This is a genomic window from Candidatus Nanopelagicales bacterium (assembly GCA_030700225.1).
In the GTDB taxonomy this organism is placed as follows: domain Bacteria; phylum Actinomycetota; class Actinomycetes; order S36-B12.
Map to the genome: position 1 here is coordinate 1 of JAUYJT010000061.1, position 22100 is coordinate 22100.

A 22100-nucleotide genomic window follows, 5' to 3' on the forward strand; every position below is an offset into this window, starting at 1 on the left:
CAGCCCTGTTCGTCCACTGGCAACTAACCCCTATCCCCACACGCTGACCCGTGGGAGCCGGATGACAGGAGACCGTCACGTCCGGTTCTGCGAGAGCCGGGGGGTGCAACTCCCCCCGGCTACTCACCTTTGCATCATCTGGGCCTCCGCAGGGGCGAATGACGGCGGCCCAGCGGATTCAGGATTAGTCGTGAGCGAACAGACTCCGCCCCCGTGGTGGTGGGTTTCCTACAACTTGGCAGACTTCGTGTGGAACCGTCACGGGGTCCAGGCGGTTCGATTACGGGACATCCAGGAGGGCACGACATGACCGTTCACGAGGCCAAACTCGGTCGGTGGCTTGAGGATTTCGAGTGCGGTGACGTATTCCAGCACCCGTTCGGTAGGACGATCTCGGAGGCTGACTCGACGTGGTTCACGTTGCTCACGTGCAACACGAACCAGAATCACTTCAACGCGCATCTGGCTCAGAGCAACCCGATCAGCGGCGGCAAGATAATCGTCAACTCGGGGCTGACTGTGGCCCTGGTGCTGGGACTGTCCGTCATTGACATGTCCCAGAACGCGGTGGCCAATCTTGGGTGGACAGACATCAAGCTGACCCATCCCGTCTATGTCGGGGACACGATCTACGCCGAGTCGATCGTGCTGGACAAGCGAGAGTCGAAGAAGCGCCCGAACATGGGGATCATCACGATGAAGACGCGGGCTCTGAACCAGGACGGCGACGAAGTGGCTTCCTACAAGCGCTCAGTCATGATCCCGAAACTGGAGTCGGGTATCGGGCAGAACTACTTCCCCGAGGCTAAGGGCGGTCCGCTGCAACTGCCTGACCCCGTCTGACCGGGCGAGAACCGTTGGCGTGGATACAGTCAGCCTGAACAAGGTATTCCACGATCATGAGTGCTCCTACTACGACGAACGCTTCGCCATCGCCCATGATGAGGCGGACGCGCGGGCCGCGCTGGCGGACGTGGAGTCGGCTCTGGGCCGCGATCTCGCGACTGATCACGTAGTCCTGGATGTCGGCTGCGGTACCGGATGGTTCGCGGCGGGTCTGGAGCGACTAGCGCCGGAAACTGTCGTCTTGGGACTGGATCTGTCGTCGGGAATGCTGTCGAAGGCTGCCGGGGCCGGGGCAAGCAGACTCATCCAGGCTCAATGCGAGGCAGTTCCACTGCCGGACTCGTGTGCTGATGCTGTTGTCAGCCGCGGCGTGCTGCACCACGTCCCCGACCCTGGCGCGGCACTGGCCGAATGGCGGCGGCTGGTCAAGCCGGATGGCGCGGTGCTGCTCGCCAGTGAGCCGACACCCGCGGTCGACCGAGCTGGGGCGGTACTTGTCCGGCACTTGCTCGCCATGCCCGGCCTTCGGGGCGGGCTATCCGAAGAGCAGGAGTTCTGGGAGATGGCCGCCATGGCGGCGAATCTTCACACCTTCACCAAGCCGGAGTTGGTCGAGATGTGCGTCGCGGCTGGGTTCACGCGCGTGTCGCTGGCAGCGACCGGGTTCAGCCAGACGCTGGTTATGACGGCGTCCTATGTCTTGCACGGCCACGCCCCTTCAGCGGCTGGGAGGGTCCCGTGGCGACGGCTGATCAGCTTCGCGGCGTCCGCTGACACGTTGCTGGATCGAGCGATCCCCGAACGTTGGCGCCACACCGTGGCGGGAGTGATCCGCCCCTGACCGGGGGAGTCAGACGGCCGCTAGTCACGTTGGGAATCCGAACTCGGGAAAGCCAGGGCTTCGAATTGGTTGACAGTGGGGCATTGTGGATTAGAGTGGAGGGAAATGGAGGACTAGCTAGGCTAGGGAGGTGGGTCCATGCTTCTTGGCACGCACCAGCCCCGGCTGGATGAGAAGGGAAGGATGGTTCTGCCATCCAAGTTCCGCCAGGAGTTCGCCGACGGCGTCGTGATGACCAAGGGGCAGGACCGCTGCGTCGTCCTGTGGCCCAGCGCTGAATTCTCGAAGTACTCAGAGCGCCTCAACGAGGCATCACGCTCCAATGCGGCTGTGCGGTCGTATCTGAGAGTCCTGTTCTCCAGCGCCTTCGACCAGAGCCTGGACAAGCAGGGCAGGGTCTCCGTGCCAGCCGCTCTGCGGGATTTCGCCTCGCTGGACCGTGACGTCGTGATCACAGGTAACGGCTCGACCGCCGAGGTTTGGAACGGCCCAGCCTGGCAGGACTACGTGTCCGGTCAGGAAGCGTCTTTCTCTGATCTCGCCGAGGAGGTGGTGCCAGGGCTCTTCTGACGTGACATGAGGCCTCCGCCCGCGGCATCTGACGTTCTTCCCCGTCGTCAGAATGTTGATCGGACGACGTATCGACGTCGGCTGACCTGAAGTGCTGATGCGCCCGGCGGGAGGGGACCTGATATCACGGCTGAGTCTCTGGTAGAGCCTGAGGGTTTGCCCTATCGGCGTGACTGAGAGGGTGAGCACATGCGCAGCGCAGCCCGATCGCCGCGCCCGCACGAGCCAGTGATGCCGGAACGGATCGTGGAACTGCTGACTCCGGCCTTGGGTGCCGGAGATGTGTTCGTCGACGCCACCCTTGGGCTCGGCGGTCACAGCGCGGAGATACTGCGCGAGCGGCCTAGCACTTGGGTCATAGGGATCGACCTAGACAGTCAGGCGCTTGCCGCGGCTGGCGAATTCATCGGGACGGCGTCACATCTGGATCTCGTGCATTCCAGGTTCGACGCCCTGCGCGAGATCCTCAGTGACCTTGATGCTGGAGCACCGTCAGCGGTGCTATTCGACCTCGGCGTGTCAAGCCTTCAGTTGGACAGCGACGAGCGGGGGTTCGCCTATTCTCGTGACACAAGCCTGGATATGCGCATGGACTCAGAAGGTTCTATGAGCGCGGCGGATGTTGTGAATAGCTACAGCACAGGGGAGTTGGCGAGGGTGTTCTTCCAGTACGGAGAGGAACGCCACGCACGGAGAATCGCGACCGCTATCGCACGGCGCAGAGACGAGCACGCGATCCAGACATCCGGTGAGTTGACCGACGTGATTTGGCAGGCTCTCCCGGCCGCGGCGCGGCGCAAGGGCGGACATCCCGCCAAGCGCGTATTCCAGGCGCTGCGCATTGAGGTGAACGAGGAACTGATCGCGCTGCGCGCCGGGCTGGCTGCCGCTCTGGCAGTAGTCAGAGTCGGGGGGCGTGTCGCGGTGTTGTCCTACCACTCGCTGGAAGACAGGATCGTCAAACGAGCGTTCGCGGCGGGGATCAAGCCGGCAGTGTTGCCTGGCCTGCCGGTGATACCGCAGGAGTCTCAACCATGGCTTGAGGCGCTGACTCGTGGAGCTGAGCGGCCGAGCCAGACCGAAGTCGCCAGAAACCCGAGAGCTGCCTCGGCGCGTCTACGGGCCGTTGTAAAGATTCGGGAGACCATCGGAGTGGAGGTGGGCGCATGAGTACTCTGTTGCGACCCCGCCTTGTCTCTAGCCCGGAAGCTGGGCAGACTGACGCGGACGACTCGCCTCGGTCGCATCGGTCGCACAGACGGCGGGCAAACCGGCCGCGGAGTCGGCGCGTTGGGTCATATGAGGGAACGCCACGCGGATCAATGGGCACGGTGTCATTCGTGCTTCTGGTCGCCGCGATCCTGTCCGGAGGACTGATCGCGCTGCTGGTAATCAATAACTCTCTGGCACAAGGCTCCTTCGATCAGGCGAGATTGAGGGCGGAGAGCACTCGGCTGTTCGAACAGGAACAGGCCATGCGCCAGGAAGTTGAAAGACTGTCATCGCCGGGGGATCTGTCGAAGCGGGCCAAAGCGCTCGGCCTGGTTCCGGCTGCCACGATCGCATACCTGGACGTGGCGTCAGGCAGGATCTTGGGAGTGCCGCTCGCGGCCGGGGTCGCAGCGACCGCGCAGACCCAAGAAGACACAGTTCCCGCCCAAGACGCACCAGAGGCCGCGCCAGGCTCACTTGACCCGGCCATCGATTCCGCGACGACAGATTCCAGCGTGGAACCAGAATCGGGTAGCGGCGACGGCGCGACTATCTCCGGTGGAACCGCCTACGACCGGGCCGTAGTGAGCGGTGGAGGGTGATGAGCACTCGTACACCCACTCGACCGAAGACGCGCCCCGGGCCAGCCGCTGTGCCGCCACGGAACCGTCCGTTCAGACTCGCTGACTCACGGCGCAGGATCCAAGTGCTGCTGGTCGGTTTCGGATTTCTGCTGAGCCTATTCGGGGCTCGGCTGTTGGAGCTGCAGGCGATCAGGGGCGACGAACTGGCTGCTTCCGCCTTGGGTCAGCGCATCGTGACTTCGCCGATTCCCGCTACGCGGGGCAAGATCACCGACAACAAGGGAAGGCCCCTGGCTGTCTCGGTTGAGGTGCGTGACATCACAGCGGATCAACAGGTGGTTGGACCAGATGGGCCGGCGGCCGCCGAAGTCCTGTCGCCGATTCTGGAGATGCCAGCTGCCGAACTGGAGCCTTTGCTAACCGGTACTAAGCGGTTCATCTACTTGAAGAAGGCCGTTCCGCCGCAGGTTTGGCGCGACATTCAGACCTGGCGGGCCGACGCGAACAACACCGGCAGAGTTCTGCAGGGAATATTCAGCGAGCGGCGCACGATCCGGGATTACCCGAACGGGTCACTATCCGCGGGTGTTGTCGGGTTCGTCAACGACGAAGGGCGGGGGGCCGTCGGGCTTGAGTACGGCCTCGACGCCGAGCTGGCGGGCACTCCGGGATCGGTGACCTACGAACGGTCGGCCGAGGGCACCGAGATACCGACTTCGGACGTTCAGCGCGTCGACCCCCAGCCGGGGACCGACGTGCGCCTGACGCTGGACGCGGATCTGCAGTGGGCTGCCCAGAATGCCGTAGCCGCCATGGTCAAGAAATCGAAGTCCGATTTCGGGATGGCCGTCGTGATTGAGATCGGCACCGGCCGCGTCCTGGCCATGGTGACGGCTCCCAGCTTTGACCCCAACGATCCAGGCAAGGTAAAGCCGGAACGCTGGACCAATCGGCCAGTGACATGGGGAATGGAACCTGGGTCCACGGCGAAGCTGATGTCAATCTCAGCGGTACTGGACCAAGGTGCGCTGAATCCGCGCAGCAAAGTCGTTGTCCCGGGCTTGTTGACCCGGGGCAGCAGAGTATTCCGCGATTCCCACGCTCACGGAATAGAGCAATTGACCCTCGCGGGGGTGCTGGCTGAGTCGAGCAACATCGGGACGATCCTCGCCTCGGAGGAGATCGGTGGACGCAAGCTCTACGACTACCTGAAGGCGTATGGGGTTGGAGAGCCGAGCGGAGTGGACTATCCCGGGGCACAGACCGGTTATGTGCCCGCCCCTAGCGACTGGTCTGACAGCACGTTTCCGACTTTGGCCTTCGGCCAGGGGATGTCGCTGACGGCTCTACAGATCGCGAACATCGTGGCGACGATTGGGAACGACGGGGTCAGGGTTCAGCCCAGGTTGATTGACGGCATGGTCCGCCCCGACGGGACCTCGACAGCTACGGCGCCTGTGGAGCAGGGTCGGGTCATCTCGCGCAAGACGGCTCAGACAATGCAGCGCATGATGCAGCTCGTTCTTCAGGAGGGCGGTACAGCCGCTGGTGAAGGGGTCCCCGGCTACTTGATGGGAGGCAAGACCGGCACGGCCCTGCGCTACGACGAGAAATGTGGCTGCTACAGCGGCTACACGGCTTCGTTCCTTGGGATGGCGCCCGCGGATGAACCCCGACTGGCCGTCGGCGCCTGGTTCGACCATCCACGGGCTGGGTACTACGGCTCCGAGCTCGCCGCTCCAGTGGTGAAGAAGATAATGACCGCTGCTTTGGCGTCTCAAAACATCCCGGCCACGGGTGGCAAGCCGGCTCACTTCCCGCTGCGCGCTGATGGGCCCCGCTGAGCCACATCATGGAGCAGCGTCCTTCGGTGGTTGCCCGCCGGATCGCCGACGCCCCGTCCTTGTGTGGAACGCGGTCCGTGGAGGGCCTGGAAGTTGTGGTCACCGGCATCACTCATGACTCCCGTCGGGTGCGGCCTGGTGACCTGTATGTCGCGTTGCCTGGTGCGCGAACTCACGGGGCGCGGTTTTGTGAGCAGGCCGAGACTCGCGGCGCGGTCGCGATCCTGACCGATGAGGCGGGCGCACGCATTGGAGTGCCACCGGGGATCCCCGTCATCCAGGTGAGCCGACCAAGGGCGATTCTGGGGGACCTATCCGCGTGGGCCTACGGCAACCCCGCCGACGATCTGACGATGATCGGCGTCACGGGAACGAATGGCAAGACCACGACCACGTACCTGTTGGAGGCTGGCCTGTCGGCGGCGGGTCTACTCACTGGCGTCATCGGCACTACTGGCGTCCACGTCGGCCCCGATCGTTGGCCCAGTGCGCGCACGACACCAGAGGCGCCAGATCTTCACGCGCTGTTGGGCGTGATGAGGGATGCGCGCGTGACTCACGTGGCGATGGAGGTATCCAGCCACGCACTTGCGCTGGGCCGCCTTGACGGTGTCGTGTTCGATCTTGCCGCTTTCACGAATCTCAGCCAGGACCATCTGGACTTCCATGCCTCCATGCAGGACTACTACGCGGCCAAGGCGGGTCTGTTTGATCCCGGTCGCGCGGAATCGGCCCTGATTTGCGTTGACGACGACTGGGGTCGGCGGTTGGCGTCCGGTTGCCAGATACCGGCCCGCACCTACTCCCTGGTGGCCGATGCGGACTGGACCATCGGGGATCTTGAAGTCGCGGAGTCAGGAGCCTGGGAGGGAATCGCCGTCGGACCGGGCGGAGTTCGGACTCGGCTTGGTTCGGGCCTGCCGGGTCGGTTCAACCAAGCCAATGCACTTGGCGCCCTGGCGTGCTGCGCCGCCCTTGGTATCGACCTGGCCGTGGCCGCGGACGGGATCAGGGAATGTCGAGGGGTCCCAGGGCGCATGGAGGTAGTCGTAACCGGCGACTACTGCGGCATCGTGGACTACGCCCACTCCCCGGACTCGGTCGCGCGGGCCATCGAGACGGCCAGGCATCTATCTACCGGTCGCGTTCTCGTGGCTATCGGCTGTGGGGGGGACCGGGACTCGGCGAAGCGCGGCGACATGGGTAGGGCGGCAGCCGCTGGTTCTGACCTTCTGGTCGTGACAGACGACAATCCGAGGTCAGAGGAGCCCGGCACGATCCGCGCTGCCGTGCTTGACGGGGTCGCGCGAGTTCCCAGCTCATCCCGGCCGGAGACGGTTCAGATCGCTGATCGCAGGGCCGCAATAGGCTTCCTGGTGTCGCGCGCGTCGCGGGGAGACGTCGTGCTCGTGTTGGGCAAGGGTGACGAGTCAGGACAGGAGGTCTCGGGCGTGGTCTATCCCTTCGATGACCGCGAGGTTCTCGCGGAACTGGCCGCCGAGGGGAGGAACGAAGCGTGATCCCCATGACGCTCCGGGAGATCTCGGACATCACTTCAGGGCGACTCCATCAGGACGACGGGGCTGGTGAACCGGTCTTGGGCGTAGTAGCGGACTCGCGCGAGGTTTCACCCGGTGACTTGTTCGTCGCCATCGCCGGAGATCGCGTAGACGGCCACGATTTCGTGGATCAGGCGATGTCCCTCGGAGCTCGAGGGGTCCTAGCGGAACGCGAAGTTCCTGCCCCAGCGGTGATCGTGCCCGACTCGCTCGCGGCACTGGGCCAGATCGCGTCACACGTGCGTGGGAGCCTGCCGGAGGCGAAGGTAGTCGGTGTTACCGGATCATCCGGCAAGACCACGACAAAGGACCTGATGGCGTCCGTCATGGGATGGCGCGGCCCGGTAGTCGCTCCGGTTGGCTCCTACAATACGGAGCTCGGATTACCCCTTACTGTCTTGACCGCGGACGCTGGTACGCGGACTCTCGTGTTGGAGATGGGAGCCCGGGGGTCAGGGCACGTCGAGTATCTGTGCGGGATCGCGCGCCCGGATGTGGGCGTAGTGCTGAACGTCGGTTCGGCCCACTTAGGTGAGTTCGGTAGTCGCGCGAACATAGCGGCGTCCAAAGCGGAGCTGGTCGGGTGTCTGCCGCCAGAGGGCACAGCGGTCCTCAACGCTGACGACAACGCTGTGCTGGCGATGAGGCAGATGACCACGGCGAATGTAGTCACATTCGGCGTTTCGGCCGGAAGTGATGTCCGAGTCGTTGACGTGAGCTTGGACGACTGCGCGCGCCCTACGTTCGACCTGGAGTACCGAGGAAAGCGAGCAGCGGTCCGGCTGCGTCTGAGCGGCGAGCACAACGTAATGAACGCGGCCGCTGCCGCAGCCGTTGGCTTGTCGCTAGGTCTGCCTCTGTCGGAAGTGGCACAGGCTCTCGGGGAGGCGGCTCCTGGGAAGTGGCGGATGCAGGTGCAAGTCACGCCCGGCGGTGTGACCGTCGTCAACGACGCTTACAACGCGAACCCTGAATCGATGGCCGCCGGCCTCAAGGCGCTGGTTTCGATGGCGCGGAGTCGTGGAGTGCGGTGCTGGGCGGTGCTGGGCGAGATGAGGGAGCTAGGTCCAGGTTCGGCCGAAGCTCACGACGCCATCGGTCGCCTGGCGGTCCGGCTGGATGTTCCGAAGCTCATCGCAGTCGGGCCGGGGGCTCGCGCCATCCATCAGGCGGCCTCGCACGAAGGATCCTGGTCGGGTGAATCGGCATGGGTGCCAGACGCGGCCTCGGCACTCGGTGTCCTGGTTGAGGGTTTGCGACCCACGGATATTGTCTTGGTCAAGGCGTCGCGCGCCGTCGGCCTTGAGGGTGTAGCTGAGGGACTTATGGCTGACAGCGAGGGGCGGTGTGGCGCCTCTTGACGCTGATAATCCTTTCGGGTGGCCTGAGCGTCCTGGTTTCTCTTCTTGGCACGCCCCTGTTGATCAGTAGGTTGCGGCGCAGAGGGTACGCGCAGGCGATCAGGCAATCCACGGCCGAGATCAACTACCCGGCGCATGACAGCAAGCAGGGCACTCCGTCGATGGGCGGGCTGGCGATGATCCTGGCGATCCTGGTTGGGTACCTGGGCACTCACGCGGTCTTCTGGTCAGCGCCTTCGGCGTCCGGGCTACTCGCCCTGTGGCTCATTCTCGGCCTGGCGGCCGTTGGGCTCGCCGACGACTATCTGAAGATATTCAAGCGGAGGTCAACCGGGGTCAGGGCGCGCACCAAGCTGATAGGGCAGGCATTCGTGGCGGTCACTTTCGCCCTGTTGAGCGTGCAGTTTCCCGACGCGAATGGGATCACTCCGGCCTCGCAGGCCATCTCGTTCGTGAAGGACACCCCGCTAGTGCTTCCGGTCGCGATATTCGTGCTGTGGGTGTGGTTCCTCGTAACTTCCACGACCAATGGCGTGAACCTGACGGACGGGCTGGACGGGCTCGCGACCGGAGCAGCGCTGGCTTCCTTCGTGACCTACATCGTGATCACGGGGTGGCAGTTCGGCCAGTCGTGCGGGCGGTCACCAGTTGAGGCCTGCTTTGAGGTCCGCGATCCGCTTGACCTGACGGTCCTGGCATCCGCGTGCGCGGGTGCGTGCTTCGGCTTCCTGTGGTGGAACACTCATCCGGCCCGCATCTTCATGGGCGACACCGGTTCCCTGGCTCTTGGGGGTGGCATCGCCGCGCTGGCGATTCTCAGCCGCACCGAGCTTCTGCTGCTGCTGGTCGGGGGGCTGTTCGTGCTGGTTACGGCTTCGGTGATTTTGCAGGTCGCCTCGTTCAAGCTGACCAGGCGGCGGATTTTCCGAATGGCTCCTTTGCATCATCATTTCGAACTGAAGGGGTGGCCGGAATCCCTGATTGTGGTCAGGTTTTGGATCATCCAGGGTCTGTTCATCGGCGCGGCGGTGACTGTCTTCTTCGCCGAGTGGGTCGTGCTGTGACGCTGGATCTGGACGGCTCACCGAAGTGGTCGGCAGTGCGCGCGTGTGTGGCTGGGATAGGCGTCGCTGGATTCGCTAGCGCGAAGGCTCTGGCCCTGGCTGGGGCGAGTGTGATCGCGGTTGACCGCGGCACGAGCGCTGAGCACGAACTCCTGGCCACCAGACTGCGTGACGTTGGCGCGGAAGTTCGGCTCGGCGACGGTGATTCCCTTCCCGAGGGCGTGGATCTTCTGGTCGTCTCCCCGGGGTTCCCGCCAAACGCGCCAATCATCGCCCAAGCGTTGAAGCGCGGCGTCGAGGTCTGGGGTGAGTTGGAGCTGGCGTGGCGGCTCAGGGGACCGGGCGCTGCTCCTTGGCTGGCTATCACGGGAACGAACGGCAAGACAACGACGTGCCTCATGCTGGAATCCATGCTCAGGGCCGCCGGTCACCGGGCCATCGCGGCCGGCAACATTGGCGTGTCCCTCGTGGGCGCTGTAGTGCGCGGAGGACTCGATGTCATAGCTGTTGAAGTCTCCTCGCACCAGTTGCCGTTCTGGCACACGGTGAGCCCGCTGGCCGCGGTTTGCCTGAACGTCTCCGCGGACCACTTGGACCACTTCGGCACGATGGATGCGTACATCGCGACCAAGGCGCGAGTGTTCGACAGGTGTCAGATCGCGGCCGTGTACAACATCGCGGATCAGGCCACAAGGCGAATGGCCGAGGCCGGTGCGCTGGCGCCGGGGTGCCGCGTGATCGGGTTCGGGCCGCGGCCGCCCCAGCCTGGGCAACTCGGGGTTGTTGACGATCACCTCGTTGACCGGGCTTTCGGTGGCTCCGCCGCGGACGGGGTGGAGATCGCGTCGCTTTCCGATGTGCGTCCCTTCGCCCCTCACAACGTCGCCAACGCTCTGGCAGCGGCGTCATTGGCCAGGGCCTTCGGTATCGACGAGGAGGCCGTCGGTGAAGGATTACGTCAATTCGTCCCTGCGCGGCATCGCATGGCCGATCTGGGGATGGTCGGCGACGTCCGTTTCGTGGATGACTCCAAGGCGACCAATGTCGACGCCGCTCGGACCGCGCTGATGGCGCAAGAGCCCGTGGTGTGGATCGCTGGTGGGACCGCTAAGGGTCAGGACTTCGACGAGTTGGTCCGCGATTGCGCCGACCGGATGCGTGGCGTCGTCCTGCTCGGCGCCGACCGAGGCCTCATCTTGGAAGCTCTGCGACGACACGCGCCGGGGATACCCGTAGTTGAGGTCCGGTCGACGGACACTGGAGCGGTTGGCGAAGTCGTCGCGGCGGCGGTTGACATGGCACAACCTGGGGACACGGTCTTGTTGGCTCCAGGATGCGCGTCATGGGACATGTTCGATGACTATGCCCAGCGCGGAGACAGATTCGCCGAGGAGGTCGTGAACCTTCGCGAGGCCCGTGGGGAGAGCCGTGATTGATACGTCAGTTCAGGAAGGGCCGACGCTGCGTGATCGATTGCGGACGCACCCGGCCAGCATCTACTACTTGATGTTGGGTTCGACTCTGTTCTTGCTTCTGCTAGGCGTGACCATGGTGTGGTCCGCGTCGGCCATCGACTCCATTCGGGAATCGGGGAGCAGTACCGGGCTGGTGTCGAAGCAGGCGCTGTTCGCCGCCCTCGGACTGGTCGCGATGTTATTCGCGGCCAAGCTGCCGGTGTCGACGCTTCGCGCCGCCGCATGGCCGTTCATGGGCGTGACGTTGGCGCTGCTTGTCCTAGTGTTGGTCGTTGGCGTTTCTGTGTTCGGTCAGAAGAACTGGCTTGAGCTTGGCGGACCGTTCCGGTTGCAGCCATCGGAGATCGCGAAGCTGGCGTTCATCGTGTGGGCGGCTGGAGTCTTGGCGCGCAAGCGTCGCGATGTCATGGACTGGCAGACCCTGCTGGTTCCAGTCGTCCCCGTTGGCGGGGTCTTGATGTTCCTGGTCGTGGCCGAGGGAGACTTCGGGAACGCCATGATCATCGGCGTGATCATGATCGGGATGCTCTTCGCCTTCGGGGCCCCGCTGCGACTCTTCGGGTGGGCGGCGGTGGTCGCTGCCGGAGGCGTGGTCGTGGTAAGCCTCATGGCGGAGCACCGGATAAGGCGCTTGACGGCGTTCCTGGACCAGGATGCCGACACGCTCGACGGGGCGTGGCAGGTCACTCAGGGCACCTATGCGCTCGGGACTGGTGGTTGGTGGGGAGTGGGGCTGGGCGCGAGCCGCGAGAAGTGGGGCAGTCTTCCGGCGGCCCACACCGACTTCATCCTTCCCGTCATCGGCGAGGAGCTGGGCCTGTTCGGGACGCTGGCCGTACTTGGGTTGTTCGCGGTGCTCGTATACGCGCTGTTGCGGCTCGCCTGCGTGACGTCTGATCTGTACGTCCGCTTGCTCGGCGTCGGCGTCGGGGTGTGGTTGATGATCCAAGTGATCACGAACGTGGGCGCGGCACTGAAGATGCTCCCGATCACAGGCGTGGTTCTGCCGCTGGTTTCGTACGGCGGCTCGTCGCTCATACCCCTACTCGTCGGAATTGGGTTACTGCTCGGCGCTGCCCGAGGACACTCCCGACGCGGGAGATCCGCTGGGTCCGGTCAGCTGGCAGCCGACGGATGAGCGGTGCTGAGCTGCTCCATGTCGTCTTGGCTGGCGGGGGCACCGGCGGCCATATCGAACCGGCTCTAAACCTCGCGACGCAGTTGCGTGCCCGGCGCCCGGATCTGCGGATCACGGCTCTTGGGACAGCGCGGGGTCTTGAGGTGGACCTGATCCCGCGGCGCGGATACGACTTGGAGTTGATCCCGGCAGTGCCGCTGCCGAGGCGCCCGGGAAGGGACGCGGCCACGTTGCCCGTCCGCCTCGTTCGGGCCGTTCGTGCCACGCGCGACGTCCTGGCCAGACTCGATGCTGACGTCGTCGTCGGGTTTGGCGGGTATACGTCCATCCCGGCATACCTGGCGGCTTGGCGTGAACACAGCCCGTTCGTTGTCCACGAAGCCAACGCCAAGGCGGGTCTGGCGAACCGGATTGGCGCCAGATTGACCCCGTTCGTCGCGGAGAACTACGCGGGGTCACTCAAGGGAGCGGTCACTCTGGGCTGCCCGCTGCGCCCCTCCATAGCGTCGCTGGACCGTGCACGATGTCGTGAGGACTCCCGCGTGTCTCTGGGCTTGGATCCAGACCGCAGCACTTTGCTCGTGTTCGGCGGATCCCAGGGAGCGGAGCGGCTCAATGAGTCTGTGGCTGGGGCGCTGCCAGCTCTCCTGGGTGCCGGTATTCAGGTAATCCACGCGGTCGGGCAACGAAACGAGTTGCCGCCGACTGAGCCGGGCTACCAGCCTCTTGCTTTCATTGAGCACATGGATATCGCATACGCGGCGGCTGACCTGGCAGTGTGCCGGGCAGGGGCAATGACTTGCGCCGAGTTGACCGCGGTTGGGTTGCCTGCGATCTACGTCCCTTACGCGGTGGGAAACGGGGAGCAGCGCTTCAACGCGCAGCCCGTGGTTCGAGCCGGTGGGGGCCTGATGGTCTTGGACTCCGAGATGAACCCCGACACGCTGCTACGTGCTTCGCTGCCATTGCTGCGCGAACCAGCCAGACTTGAGGCCATGTCAAGCCATGCCTCGTCCTACGGAATCCGAGACGCGGCCGCACGTTTGGCGGACATGGTGGAGCACGCTGCGGGGGTGATTTGATGCCCACGCCGGAGCCGCGACCTGGCGATCTGGGGCGGGTTCACATCCTCGGAATCGGCGGGTCTGGCCAGTCCGGCCTGGCTCGGCTCATGCTTGATCGCGGCATTGCCGTATCGGGCAGCGATGTGCGCGACGCCGCCCGGATGCGATCGCTGGCCAGCGAGGGCGTGAAGGTCTACGTCGGTCACGACGCAGCGCATCTTGGATCAGGACGTGAGTCAGCGGACACCGTCATAGTCACCTCGGTTATCGCCGAAGACAACCCGGAGCTCGTCGAGGCCCGTGACCGAGGCTTGCGGATTCTGACGAGAGCACAGGGGCTGGCGATCATGATCGCGGGAAGCCGGATTGTCGGAATAAGCGGTACGCACGGGAAGACGACGACGACATCGATGATCACCGTCTGCCTCAACAAGTGCGGCGCTGATCCGTCGTTCGCCATTGGCAGTGAAGTCCACGACTTGGGCAGCAACGCACACACTGGCTCCAGTGATTTGTTCATCGTTGAGGCCGACGAAAGCGACGGGGCCTTCATGCTGATGGATCCCGTGGCGGTCGCGGTGACCAACGTGGAGCCGGACCACATGAACTTCTGGGGGACCTTTGACGCCCTCGAAGCAGCTTTCGACGACTTCGTCGCACTGCCGGCGAAGAACGACGGGTTCTCCGTCGTGTGGTGCGATGAGCCAGCCAGCCGGGCCCTGGCGGCACGCGCCACCGACAAGGGCGTGAACGTGTTGACCTATGGAGAGTCTCCCGACGCTGACTACAGGGTGAAGATCCTCGGCAGTGAACGCGCCGGCTACAAGTTCAACGTGTCGCGAGAGGGCGAGAGCCTCGGGGATGTGACGCTGCGGGTGCCTGGGCGCCACAATGCCTTGAACGCGACTGCCGCCTTGGCCATCTGCGACGGACTCGGCTACGACACTTCTGTCGTGATGCGGGGTCTTAGCGAGTACGCGGGCGCCCGGCGCCGCTTCGAGTTCAAGGGAGAGGCCGGGGGGGTGAGGGTCTATGACGACTTCGCGCACCACCCGACAGCGGTTCACGCCACGTTGGCGGCCGCGCGGGAATTCGTCGGGTCGGGGCGAGTCATCGTGGCGTTCCAACCGCTCCACTACTACCGCGTCGCCATGTTTGGCCGTGAGTTCGGTCAGGCGCTCGGACTCGCGGATGAGCTAGTGATCCTTGAGGTGTGCGGGGCCGGGGAGGAGCCTATCCCCGGCGCGAGCGGTCAGTCGCTGGTCGCGAAAGTGCCGCTTCCAGCCGGTCACGTCGTGTTCGAGCCCTCCTGGTCCAATGCGCCCGAGCGCCTGGCTTCGCTAGTCCGGCCGGGGGACATCATCATGACGGTTGGCCCAGAAGATGTTGCCCTACTGGGCCCGGAAGTGTTGGCGCTGCTACGAGAGCGCCAGGAGGCTCAACCTGGGCGGGATCCTCGGTGAGATCCACAATCAACGTCTTGTCGCAACTGATCGCTGAGGACGAAGATCCAGGGGATCCTCAGGTCAAGCTCAGCAAGCCGAAGCGCTCAAGGCTGCGCCTTGCGATCTACGCGAGTCTGCTGGCCCTAGCCCTAGTAGCCATAGGCTGGCTAGGGTCGTGGAATTCGCCGATCCCTGTGCGCGAAGTCGTGGTTGAGGGGAGCGACGAGGCGTCGAAGGCGGAGATACTCCAGGTGGCGGCCCTGCGGGAGGGAACGCGCATCAATGAGGTCGACACCGACGGGATCGCGGAGCGGGTCGTTGCGATCTCTGGGATCGAACAGGTTGATGTTGAGATCTCCCGTCCCTGGTCGATCGTGATTCGCGTGGTGCAGCGGCATCCGTTCGCAGTCGTGGCCATGGACGAGGGCTACTCGGTCATAGACGAGTTCGGCGATGAGATCCGCACGGCGCGAGGCGCCCCCAAACGCCTCCCAGTGGCGCAGGGCGATAGTGAGCAGATGCCGCTGTTGTTGTCGATACTTGGGGAGTTGCCTGAGGACTTCCGGCGCGGCATCGCCTCAGCTCAGATCGACAAGGGCGGATACGCGGTCCTGAAACTGCGCCAGGGCGGAGCCACAGTCATCTGGGGGTCCGCAAGCCAGGCTGAGGAGAAGTTGGCGGTCCTAGCCGCGCTGCTGCCCCGGAAGGCGAAGACATACAACGTGTCTGTGCCAGAAAGGCCCGCGATGACCGGGAGCCTGGACCTGCCCAAGGAGAATCGGGAGCCGCAGGCCTTAGATCGACGTTGAGTCCGGTCAGCGGGCGGCGCGAGCCCAGGATCGATGCAAACCTAAGGTTGACGTTGAGACTTTTCCTCAAGAAATCGCCAGATTGCGTTGCGGGGGGTCTTGCGGTGTGGTGTGACGCGCATTACCTTCGACCAAGGCCGCAGGTAGACCAAGCATCGACCTCAAGTCGAGGTGTAGGTCGAGAGGTGGCCCTGGGGATTTCGGATTAACTTGGCCGCTTGATGGCGGCATGGGAGGGGACTTCGTCGTGGCAGCTCCGCAGAACTATCTAGCCATAATCAAAGTCGTAGGAATCGGGGGCGGTGGCGTCAACGCCGTGAATCGGATGATTGAGGTTGGGCTCAAGGGCGTTGAGTTCATCGCGATCAACACCGATGCTCAGGCACTGCTGATGAGTGACGCTGATGTCAAGTTGGACATAGGGCGTGATTTGACGCGGGGGCTCGGGGCTGGGGCTGATCCGGTTGTGGGACAGCAGGCAGCTGAAGATCACGCCGACGAGATCGAGGAAGTGCTCAAGGGCGCCGACATGGTGTTCGTCACCGCCGGCGAGGGCGGTGGAACCGGTACCGGTGGCGCCCCAGTTATCGCGCGCACCGCTCGCAGTCTTGGGGCACTCACCATCGGAGTTGTGACCCGTCCCTTCGGGTTCGAGGGCAGGCGGCGCAGCACCCAGGCCGAGACCGGCATTGAGGCGCTTCGCGGTGAAGTCGACACTTTGATAGTCATCCCGAATGACCGCCTGCTGTCTCTGACGGATCGTCAGATCAGCGTCATCGACGCTTTCCGCCAGGCGGACCACGTTCTTCTGCAGGGAGTTTCTGGAATCACGGACCTGATCACGACGCCCGGACTGATCAACCTCGACTTCGCGGACGTGAAGTCGGTGATGCAGGGTGCGGGATCTGCGCTGATGGGGATCGGTTCTTCCAGGGGCGAGGATCGCGCGATCGCCGCCGCCGAGTGTGCCATCTCAAGCCCGCTGCTCGAAGCGAGCATCGAGGGAGCTCACGGAGTGCTCATGTCGATAGCGGGCGGAAGCGATCTTGGGCTGTTCGAGATCAATGGGGCGGCTCGCCTCGTTGCCGAGGCAGCGCATCCGGACTCGAACATTATCTTCGGAACGGTCATCGACGACACTTTGGGCGACGAGGTCCGAGTGACAGTGATCGCAGCCGGATTCGACGGCGGCATGCCGAAGTCCCGTTCCGAAGTCGCGTCCGAGAGGATCAGTCTTCCGGACTCAGACACGGTCGGTGTTTCCCGGTCTGGCGCCCGCGAGGTGCGGGAGCCGGCGTATGCCACTGGGGTGCCAGCGGGAAGCGGCGGGACACCCGTGGAGCCCAGGCGGATCGTGTTCGACGCTGTGGATGATGACCTGGACATCCCTGACTTCCTGAAGTGACGCTTGATGTCAGAGATGATCTCGCAGTAGGCCTGGAGCGTACTCGGAGCCGTATCATGGCCGCCGCCAATGCGTGCGGGAGAGATGCGGGGGAGGTGACACTGATCGCTGTCACCAAGACCTGGTCCGCTAGCCACGTCAGACACCTGGCGAGGCTGGGAGTTCGCGATTTCGGGGAGAATCGGGACCAGGAGGCTCGCACGAAAGCCGAGGCGTGTGCCGATCTGGACATCAACTGGCATTTCGTCGGACAGTTGCAGCGCAACAAGGCCTCGTCGGTGGTTCGGTACGCGGACTTCGTTCACTCGGTCGACCGGGTACCGCTGTGCCGGGCTCTCGACTCGGCCGCAGCCAAGGTTGGACGACGTATCAAGGTATTCGCGCAGGTGAATCTGCAGGCTGGCCCGCAGTCAGCCCGCACCGGACGGGGTGGCGCCAACGCCGATGATCTAGAGCGCGTGTGCGCCGCTGTGCGGTCCGCGCAGCACCTGGATCTGATCGGCTTGATGGCCGTGCCGCCGTTGGGTCAGGACCCTGCGGATGCGTACAAGCGTCTGGCTGTTCTGCGGCAGTCGGTTCTGCGGGACTTTCCGGAGGCGGCGTGCCTGTCGGCCGGGATGAGTAGCGATATCGAGTTGGCGATCCGCGCGGGTGCGACACACGTGCGGGTTGGCACGGCGGTGTGCGGGTATCGAGAGAATGTCAGGTAACGTCGTGGCACGGAATCCTTCCGACCTCCCCATAGGTGGGCCGGGGCTGAGTCAGTCCAGGTCTCGACTATGGTTTGGCCGGGGAGCAACCGTGGCACCTCACTTCCCCACGCGAGGAGCGGGATCATGGCGACAGCGATGAAGCGGCTAGGTGTGTACCTCGGACTTGTCGAGGACGAGCCTGGCTACGACGGATACGACAACGGGCAGGATGGCCGCGGGTTCGGCTACTCCGATTCCGGGTCTAGCTCGGCTAGCGCCGCGTTGGCGACCGCGACGCAGAGTCTGGAACCGGTCGATCTGCGCAAGCCAGCCAGGTCCCCGGCTGTCGCTCCGGTCGACCCCTACAGCATTCACACGATCCATCCGCGCTCATACAATGACGCGCGGCGGATCGGCGAGGAGTTCCGCGCCGGGTCACCCGTGATCATGAACCTCACCGAGATGGATGACTCCGACGCCAAGCGCATCGTCGATTTCGCCGCTGGCTTGGTCTTCGCGATGCGAGGAAGCATCGAGCGGGTCACTCAGAAGGTGTTTCTGCTTTCGCCAGCCAACGTGGATGTCCGAGATGCCCCGGCTGTGCGCCAGGCACGGGATGGCTTCTTCAACCAGAGCTGACCTTGCCACAGATCGCCGGCCTTCTGGCCACACTGCTGTGGCTGTACATGTTGGTATTGATAGGCCGATTGATCTTCGAGTGGGTTCAGGTCTTCGCGCGAAATTGGAAGCCGAGCGGGGTTCTGCTAGTGATAGCTGAGGCTATCTACACGGTGACCGACCCACCTCTGCGAGTGATTCGCAAGTTCCTTCCACCGATTAGAATCGGTCAGGTTGCCCTGGATCTGTCGTTCCTAGTGCTGATCGTGCTGCTGGGAGTCGTCGTTTCGGTCCTGTCGGCTTTCGCCGCCGCATAGCGGATCGCAGCGCGTCGCCACCCGTGGATCAGCCGCTACTGCCGCTGGACCCAGATCGTGAATTCAGGTTCGGTTGAAGGGAATCCCGGGCCCTCACACGTTCCCTGCTTCAGGTCGGTTGCGAGAACTTCTGCCGAGATGTTCTCCCGATGTTCGTCGACCGAGGCCGCGACTGTTGGGTCGTCGGAGTTCCACACCAAGGTGATGCGATCGCTCACATCGAGACCGCTGGACTTTCGTGCCTCCTGGGCCATTCGGATGAAGTACCGTGCCACGCCGGCGCGGATGAGGTCACCGGTCAGGCGCAAGTCCAGCGCGACGGTGTCCCCATCGGATGAGGCCACGGCCCAGCCTTCGAGCGGGGTTTCGGTTGTGATGACGTCATCAGCGGTGATCGCGACCGGGCCAAGCGACTCGACGCTGACTTCGGCCTGACCACTTGTCTGAAGCGCATTGGCGAGCGCCGCAGGGTCGCTGGATCGGATGGCATTGGCCACAGCTTGCGTGTCTTTGGAGAAGCGTTGTCCGAGGGACCTGAAGTTCGGCTTGATGGTTGTTCGCACGAGATCCTGGCCAGCGTCGGACAGCGCGCCGATGCCAACACAGTTCAGTTCCTCGGCCACTTGAGCACGCAGTTCGTCGGGAAGGTCATGCCATCCTGCCGCGCCAATCAAAGCCGTGCGCAGAGGTTGGCGAGTACCGATTCCCGATTCCCCTCTGGCGGTCCGTCCGAGCTCCACGAGCCTGCGCACGAGTCGCATGTGAGCTATCAGTTCGTCATCCAGTGCGGATCTGTCGACTTCCGGCCAGAGCGCCAGGTGTACTGACTCGGGGTGGCCTGGGAGCCGGAACAAGTCCTGCCAGAGGCGCTCCGTGATGAAAGGTGCCAGTGGCGCCATCGCGAGTGTCAGCAGCCGCAGGCAGTCGTGGAGAGTGGACAAGGACGCCGGGTCGCCGACCCAGAATCGCCGCCTGGAGCGCCGGACGTACCAGTTGGACAGGTCGTCGATGAAACAGGCCAATTCCCGCCCGGCGGACTGGCTGTCGAATCGTTCGAGCGCTGCGTCCACCTCAGCAGTCATGCGGTGCGCCCGGGCCAAGGCCCAGCGATCGAGCACGTGGCGCTGGCTGACAGGTGGCGCCTGGTCAGCCGAAGCCGGATCCCATCCTGAGGCGCGTGCGTACAGAACCTGGAATGAGACCGTGCTCCAGTACGTCGCGAAGGTCTTGCGCCCAACTTCGGCTATGGCCTTGTGGCCGACGCGCCGGGCCTGCCACGGTGAGCCGCTGGCGAGCATGAACCAGCGCACGGCGTCCGCGCCGTGTTCGTCCATGAGCGGGATCGGATCCAGGACGTTGCCCAAGTGCTTGCTCATCTTGCGGCCTTCCTCATCGAGGATGTGGCCGAGACACAGGACGTTGCGGTAGGGGGACTGATTGAACACCAGGGTTCCGATGGCCATGAGCGTGTAGAACCAGCCTCTGGTCTGGTCGATCGCCTCGCAGATGAAGTCCGCTGGGTAGCTTTCGGAGAATTCAGACCGTTGCCGGTGCGGATACCCCTCCCCCTTCTCCCCCACTTCGTGGGGGAGCGGGCGGTACCCCCACTGGGCGAAGGGCATCGCGCCGGAGTCGTACCAGCAGTCGATTACTTCGGGCACTCGCGAAGCCGTACCTGAGCAGTCGGGGCACGGGATCGTCACCTCATCGACGAAGGGGCGGTGTGGGTCGAGTGACGACAGATCTCGCCCCGATAGTTCGGATAGTTCGGCCAGTGAGCCGACCGCGACCATGTGCGCATCGGGGCACCGCCAGATCGGCAGAGGAGTGCCCCAGTACCGATCCCTGGACAGTGCCCAGTCGACGTTGTTGTTGAGCCAGTCGCCGTAACGACCCCACTTGATCGATTCGGGGTACCAGTTCGTGTTCTCGTTCTGGTTCAGGAGCTCAGTCTTGATTGCCGTCGTGCGTATGTACCAGGAAGGCTGCGCGTAGTAGAGCAGCGGCGTGTGGCAGCGCCAGCAGTGGGGGTAAGCGTGCTCGTAGGGGACGTGGGCGAAAAGCAGGCCGCGCTCGTCCAGGTCAGCGACGAGCTGGGCGTCCGCCTTCTTGAAGAAGACGCCGCCCACAAGCGGCAGGTCTGGGCGGAAGTGACCGTCAGGCAGTACGGGATTGACGACGGGCAGGTCGTAGTCCCGGGCGACGGCGAGGTCGTCCGCTCCGAAGGCTGGGGCGATGTGGACCAATCCGGTTCCGTCATCGGTAGTGACGTACTCGCCGTTGGTTATGTAGTGCGCGTCTGGCACGTCGACGAGCGAGAAGGGGGGCTGGTATCTGATGCGCTCCAGTTCAGAGCCCCGGAACCGGGCGAGCTCGGTGGCGGTGTCTGCGACTACCCGATCCGCTAGGGCGGCGGCGACAAGCAGCACCTCGCCATCGGTCGTGCGAACGACCACATACTCCGCGTCCGGCTTCGCGGCGACGGCGGTGTTCGACACTAGGGTCCAGGGGGTCGTCGTCCACACCAGCAGGTTGAGCCCTGGGAATCGCTCCTGCCACTTGGCGTCGAGCACGGGGAAGCGAACGTAGACGGACGGATCGACGACCGTTTCGTAGCCCTGCGCGAGTTCGTGGTCCGAAAGCCCTGTGCCGCAACGCGGGCAGTAGGGCGCGACCCGGTGGTCCTGGACGAGCAGCCCCTTGTCGAAGATCTCCTTTATGGACCACCACACCGACTCGACGTATGAGGAGTCCATGGTCCAGTACGCCGCGTCGAGGTCGACCCAGTAGCCCATCCGATGGGTCATGGCTTCGAACTGGTCCACGTGGCGCAGGACGGATTCGCGGCATTTGGCGTTGAACGCGGCGACTCCGTACTCTTCGATGTCCTCCTTGCCCGAGAAACCCAGTTCTTTCTCGACCGCGAGTTCGACCGGCAGCCCGTGGCAGTCCCAGCCAGCCCGGCGCGGAACGTGGTATCCCTTCATCGTGCGATGACGCGGGAATACGTCCTTGAAGACACGAGCTTCGACGTGGTGCGTGCCTGGAGTTCCGTTGGCTGTAGGCGGTCCCTCGTAGAACACCCAACGCTGCGCTCCAGATGTCTTGGCCAGTGACTTGCGGAAGATGTCTTCTTGGCGCCAGAAGTCCAGGATCCCCTTCTCCATGGCGGCCACGTCATCGATACGCGCGGGCATCTCGCGATACATGCTCTCCTCCACAGACCGATCGCGGCCCGCGAAGTGGTCCGATTGCG

General features: G+C 64.1%; 19 protein-coding genes. 18 read left to right on the forward strand and 1 reads right to left on the reverse strand.

Features of this window, described 5'->3' with window-relative positions:
• The first annotated feature begins 306 nt into the window (after nt 1–306).
• The 18 genes from Q8P38_09485 (at nt 307) to Q8P38_09570 (ending at nt 18844) form a co-directional block, all read left to right on the forward strand.
• Nucleotides 307–843: a MaoC family dehydratase gene (locus tag Q8P38_09485; protein ID MDP4014833.1), complete on the forward strand. Its 537-nt coding sequence runs from the start codon at nt 307–309 to the stop codon at nt 841–843.
• A gap of 19 nt (nt 844–862) precedes the next feature.
• The gene (locus Q8P38_09490) at nt 863–1687 is read left to right on the forward strand and encodes a class I SAM-dependent methyltransferase (GenBank protein ID MDP4014834.1); all 825 of its coding nucleotides are present in this window, start codon (nt 863–865) and stop codon (nt 1685–1687) included.
• A gap of 138 nt (nt 1688–1825) precedes the next feature.
• Nucleotides 1826–2257: a division/cell wall cluster transcriptional repressor MraZ gene (mraZ, locus tag Q8P38_09495; protein ID MDP4014835.1), complete on the forward strand. Its 432-nt coding sequence runs from the start codon at nt 1826–1828 to the stop codon at nt 2255–2257.
• A 189-nt stretch (nt 2258–2446) separates the two neighbouring features.
• The gene (gene rsmH / locus Q8P38_09500; protein MDP4014836.1) at nt 2447–3427 is read left to right on the forward strand and encodes a 16S rRNA (cytosine(1402)-N(4))-methyltransferase RsmH; all 981 of its coding nucleotides are present in this window, start codon (nt 2447–2449) and stop codon (nt 3425–3427) included.
• A 152-nt stretch (nt 3428–3579) separates the two neighbouring features.
• Nucleotides 3580–4071 carry a hypothetical protein gene (locus Q8P38_09505; GenBank protein ID MDP4014837.1) on the forward strand — a complete coding sequence of 164 codons (492 nt, stop codon included), beginning with the start codon at nt 3580–3582 and terminating at the stop codon, nt 4069–4071.
• Nucleotides 4071–5897, forward strand: a complete 1827-nt coding sequence (locus tag Q8P38_09510; protein ID MDP4014838.1) for a penicillin-binding protein 2 — start codon at nt 4071–4073, stop codon at nt 5895–5897. Before Q8P38_09505 ends, Q8P38_09510 begins: the two co-directional genes overlap by 1 nt.
• Before the next feature lie 8 nt (nt 5898–5905).
• Nucleotides 5906–7417, forward strand: coding sequence for a UDP-N-acetylmuramoyl-L-alanyl-D-glutamate--2,6-diaminopimelate ligase (locus Q8P38_09515; protein ID MDP4014839.1), 1512 nt, complete (start codon nt 5906–5908; stop codon nt 7415–7417).
• 5 nt (nt 7418–7422) lie between these two features.
• On the forward strand, nt 7423–8817 hold the full coding sequence (gene murF, locus Q8P38_09520) for a UDP-N-acetylmuramoyl-tripeptide--D-alanyl-D-alanine ligase (protein ID MDP4014840.1): 1395 nt from the start codon (nt 7423–7425) through the stop codon (nt 8815–8817).
• Complete coding sequence (mraY, locus tag Q8P38_09525) at nt 8802–9881, forward strand: phospho-N-acetylmuramoyl-pentapeptide-transferase (GenBank protein MDP4014841.1); 1080 nt, start codon at nt 8802–8804, stop codon at nt 9879–9881. The genes murF and mraY overlap by 16 nt, the downstream gene beginning before the upstream one ends.
• The gene (murD, locus tag Q8P38_09530; GenBank protein MDP4014842.1) at nt 9866–11317 is read left to right on the forward strand and encodes a UDP-N-acetylmuramoyl-L-alanine--D-glutamate ligase; all 1452 of its coding nucleotides are present in this window, start codon (nt 9866–9868) and stop codon (nt 11315–11317) included. The genes mraY and murD overlap by 16 nt, the downstream gene beginning before the upstream one ends.
• Entirely contained in the window at nt 11310–12494 is a 1185-nt protein-coding gene (gene ftsW, locus Q8P38_09535; protein ID MDP4014843.1) for a putative lipid II flippase FtsW, read from the forward strand. Before murD ends, ftsW begins: the two co-directional genes overlap by 8 nt.
• Nucleotides 12491–13576, forward strand: a complete 1086-nt coding sequence (murG, locus tag Q8P38_09540) for an undecaprenyldiphospho-muramoylpentapeptide beta-N-acetylglucosaminyltransferase (protein ID MDP4014844.1) — start codon at nt 12491–12493, stop codon at nt 13574–13576. The genes ftsW and murG overlap by 4 nt, the downstream gene beginning before the upstream one ends.
• Complete coding sequence (murC, locus tag Q8P38_09545) at nt 13576–15021, forward strand: UDP-N-acetylmuramate--L-alanine ligase (GenBank protein MDP4014845.1); 1446 nt, start codon at nt 13576–13578, stop codon at nt 15019–15021. Before murG ends, murC begins: the two co-directional genes overlap by 1 nt.
• Nucleotides 15018–15812 (forward strand): cell division protein FtsQ/DivIB, encoded by a 795-nt coding sequence (locus Q8P38_09550; GenBank protein ID MDP4014846.1) that lies wholly within the window; start codon nt 15018–15020, stop codon nt 15810–15812. The genes murC and Q8P38_09550 overlap by 4 nt, the downstream gene beginning before the upstream one ends.
• Before the next feature lie 229 nt (nt 15813–16041).
• The gene (gene ftsZ / locus Q8P38_09555; protein ID MDP4014847.1) at nt 16042–17217 is read left to right on the forward strand and encodes a cell division protein FtsZ; all 1176 of its coding nucleotides are present in this window, start codon (nt 16042–16044) and stop codon (nt 17215–17217) included.
• Nucleotides 17214–17927 (forward strand): YggS family pyridoxal phosphate-dependent enzyme, encoded by a 714-nt coding sequence (locus Q8P38_09560; GenBank protein MDP4014848.1) that lies wholly within the window; start codon nt 17214–17216, stop codon nt 17925–17927. Before ftsZ ends, Q8P38_09560 begins: the two co-directional genes overlap by 4 nt.
• A 126-nt stretch (nt 17928–18053) precedes the next feature.
• Nucleotides 18054–18548, forward strand: coding sequence for a cell division protein SepF (locus Q8P38_09565; GenBank protein MDP4014849.1), 495 nt, complete (start codon nt 18054–18056; stop codon nt 18546–18548).
• 2 nt (nt 18549–18550) lie between these two features.
• Complete coding sequence (locus Q8P38_09570; GenBank protein ID MDP4014850.1) at nt 18551–18844, forward strand: YggT family protein; 294 nt, start codon at nt 18551–18553, stop codon at nt 18842–18844.
• A gap of 35 nt (nt 18845–18879) precedes the next feature.
• On the opposite strand, the gene ileS is transcribed toward Q8P38_09570, so the two are convergent.
• Nucleotides 18880–22053 (reverse strand): isoleucine--tRNA ligase, encoded by a 3174-nt coding sequence (gene ileS, locus Q8P38_09575; GenBank protein MDP4014851.1) that lies wholly within the window; start codon nt 22051–22053, stop codon nt 18880–18882.
• Nucleotides 22054–22100: the final 47 nt, after the last annotated feature.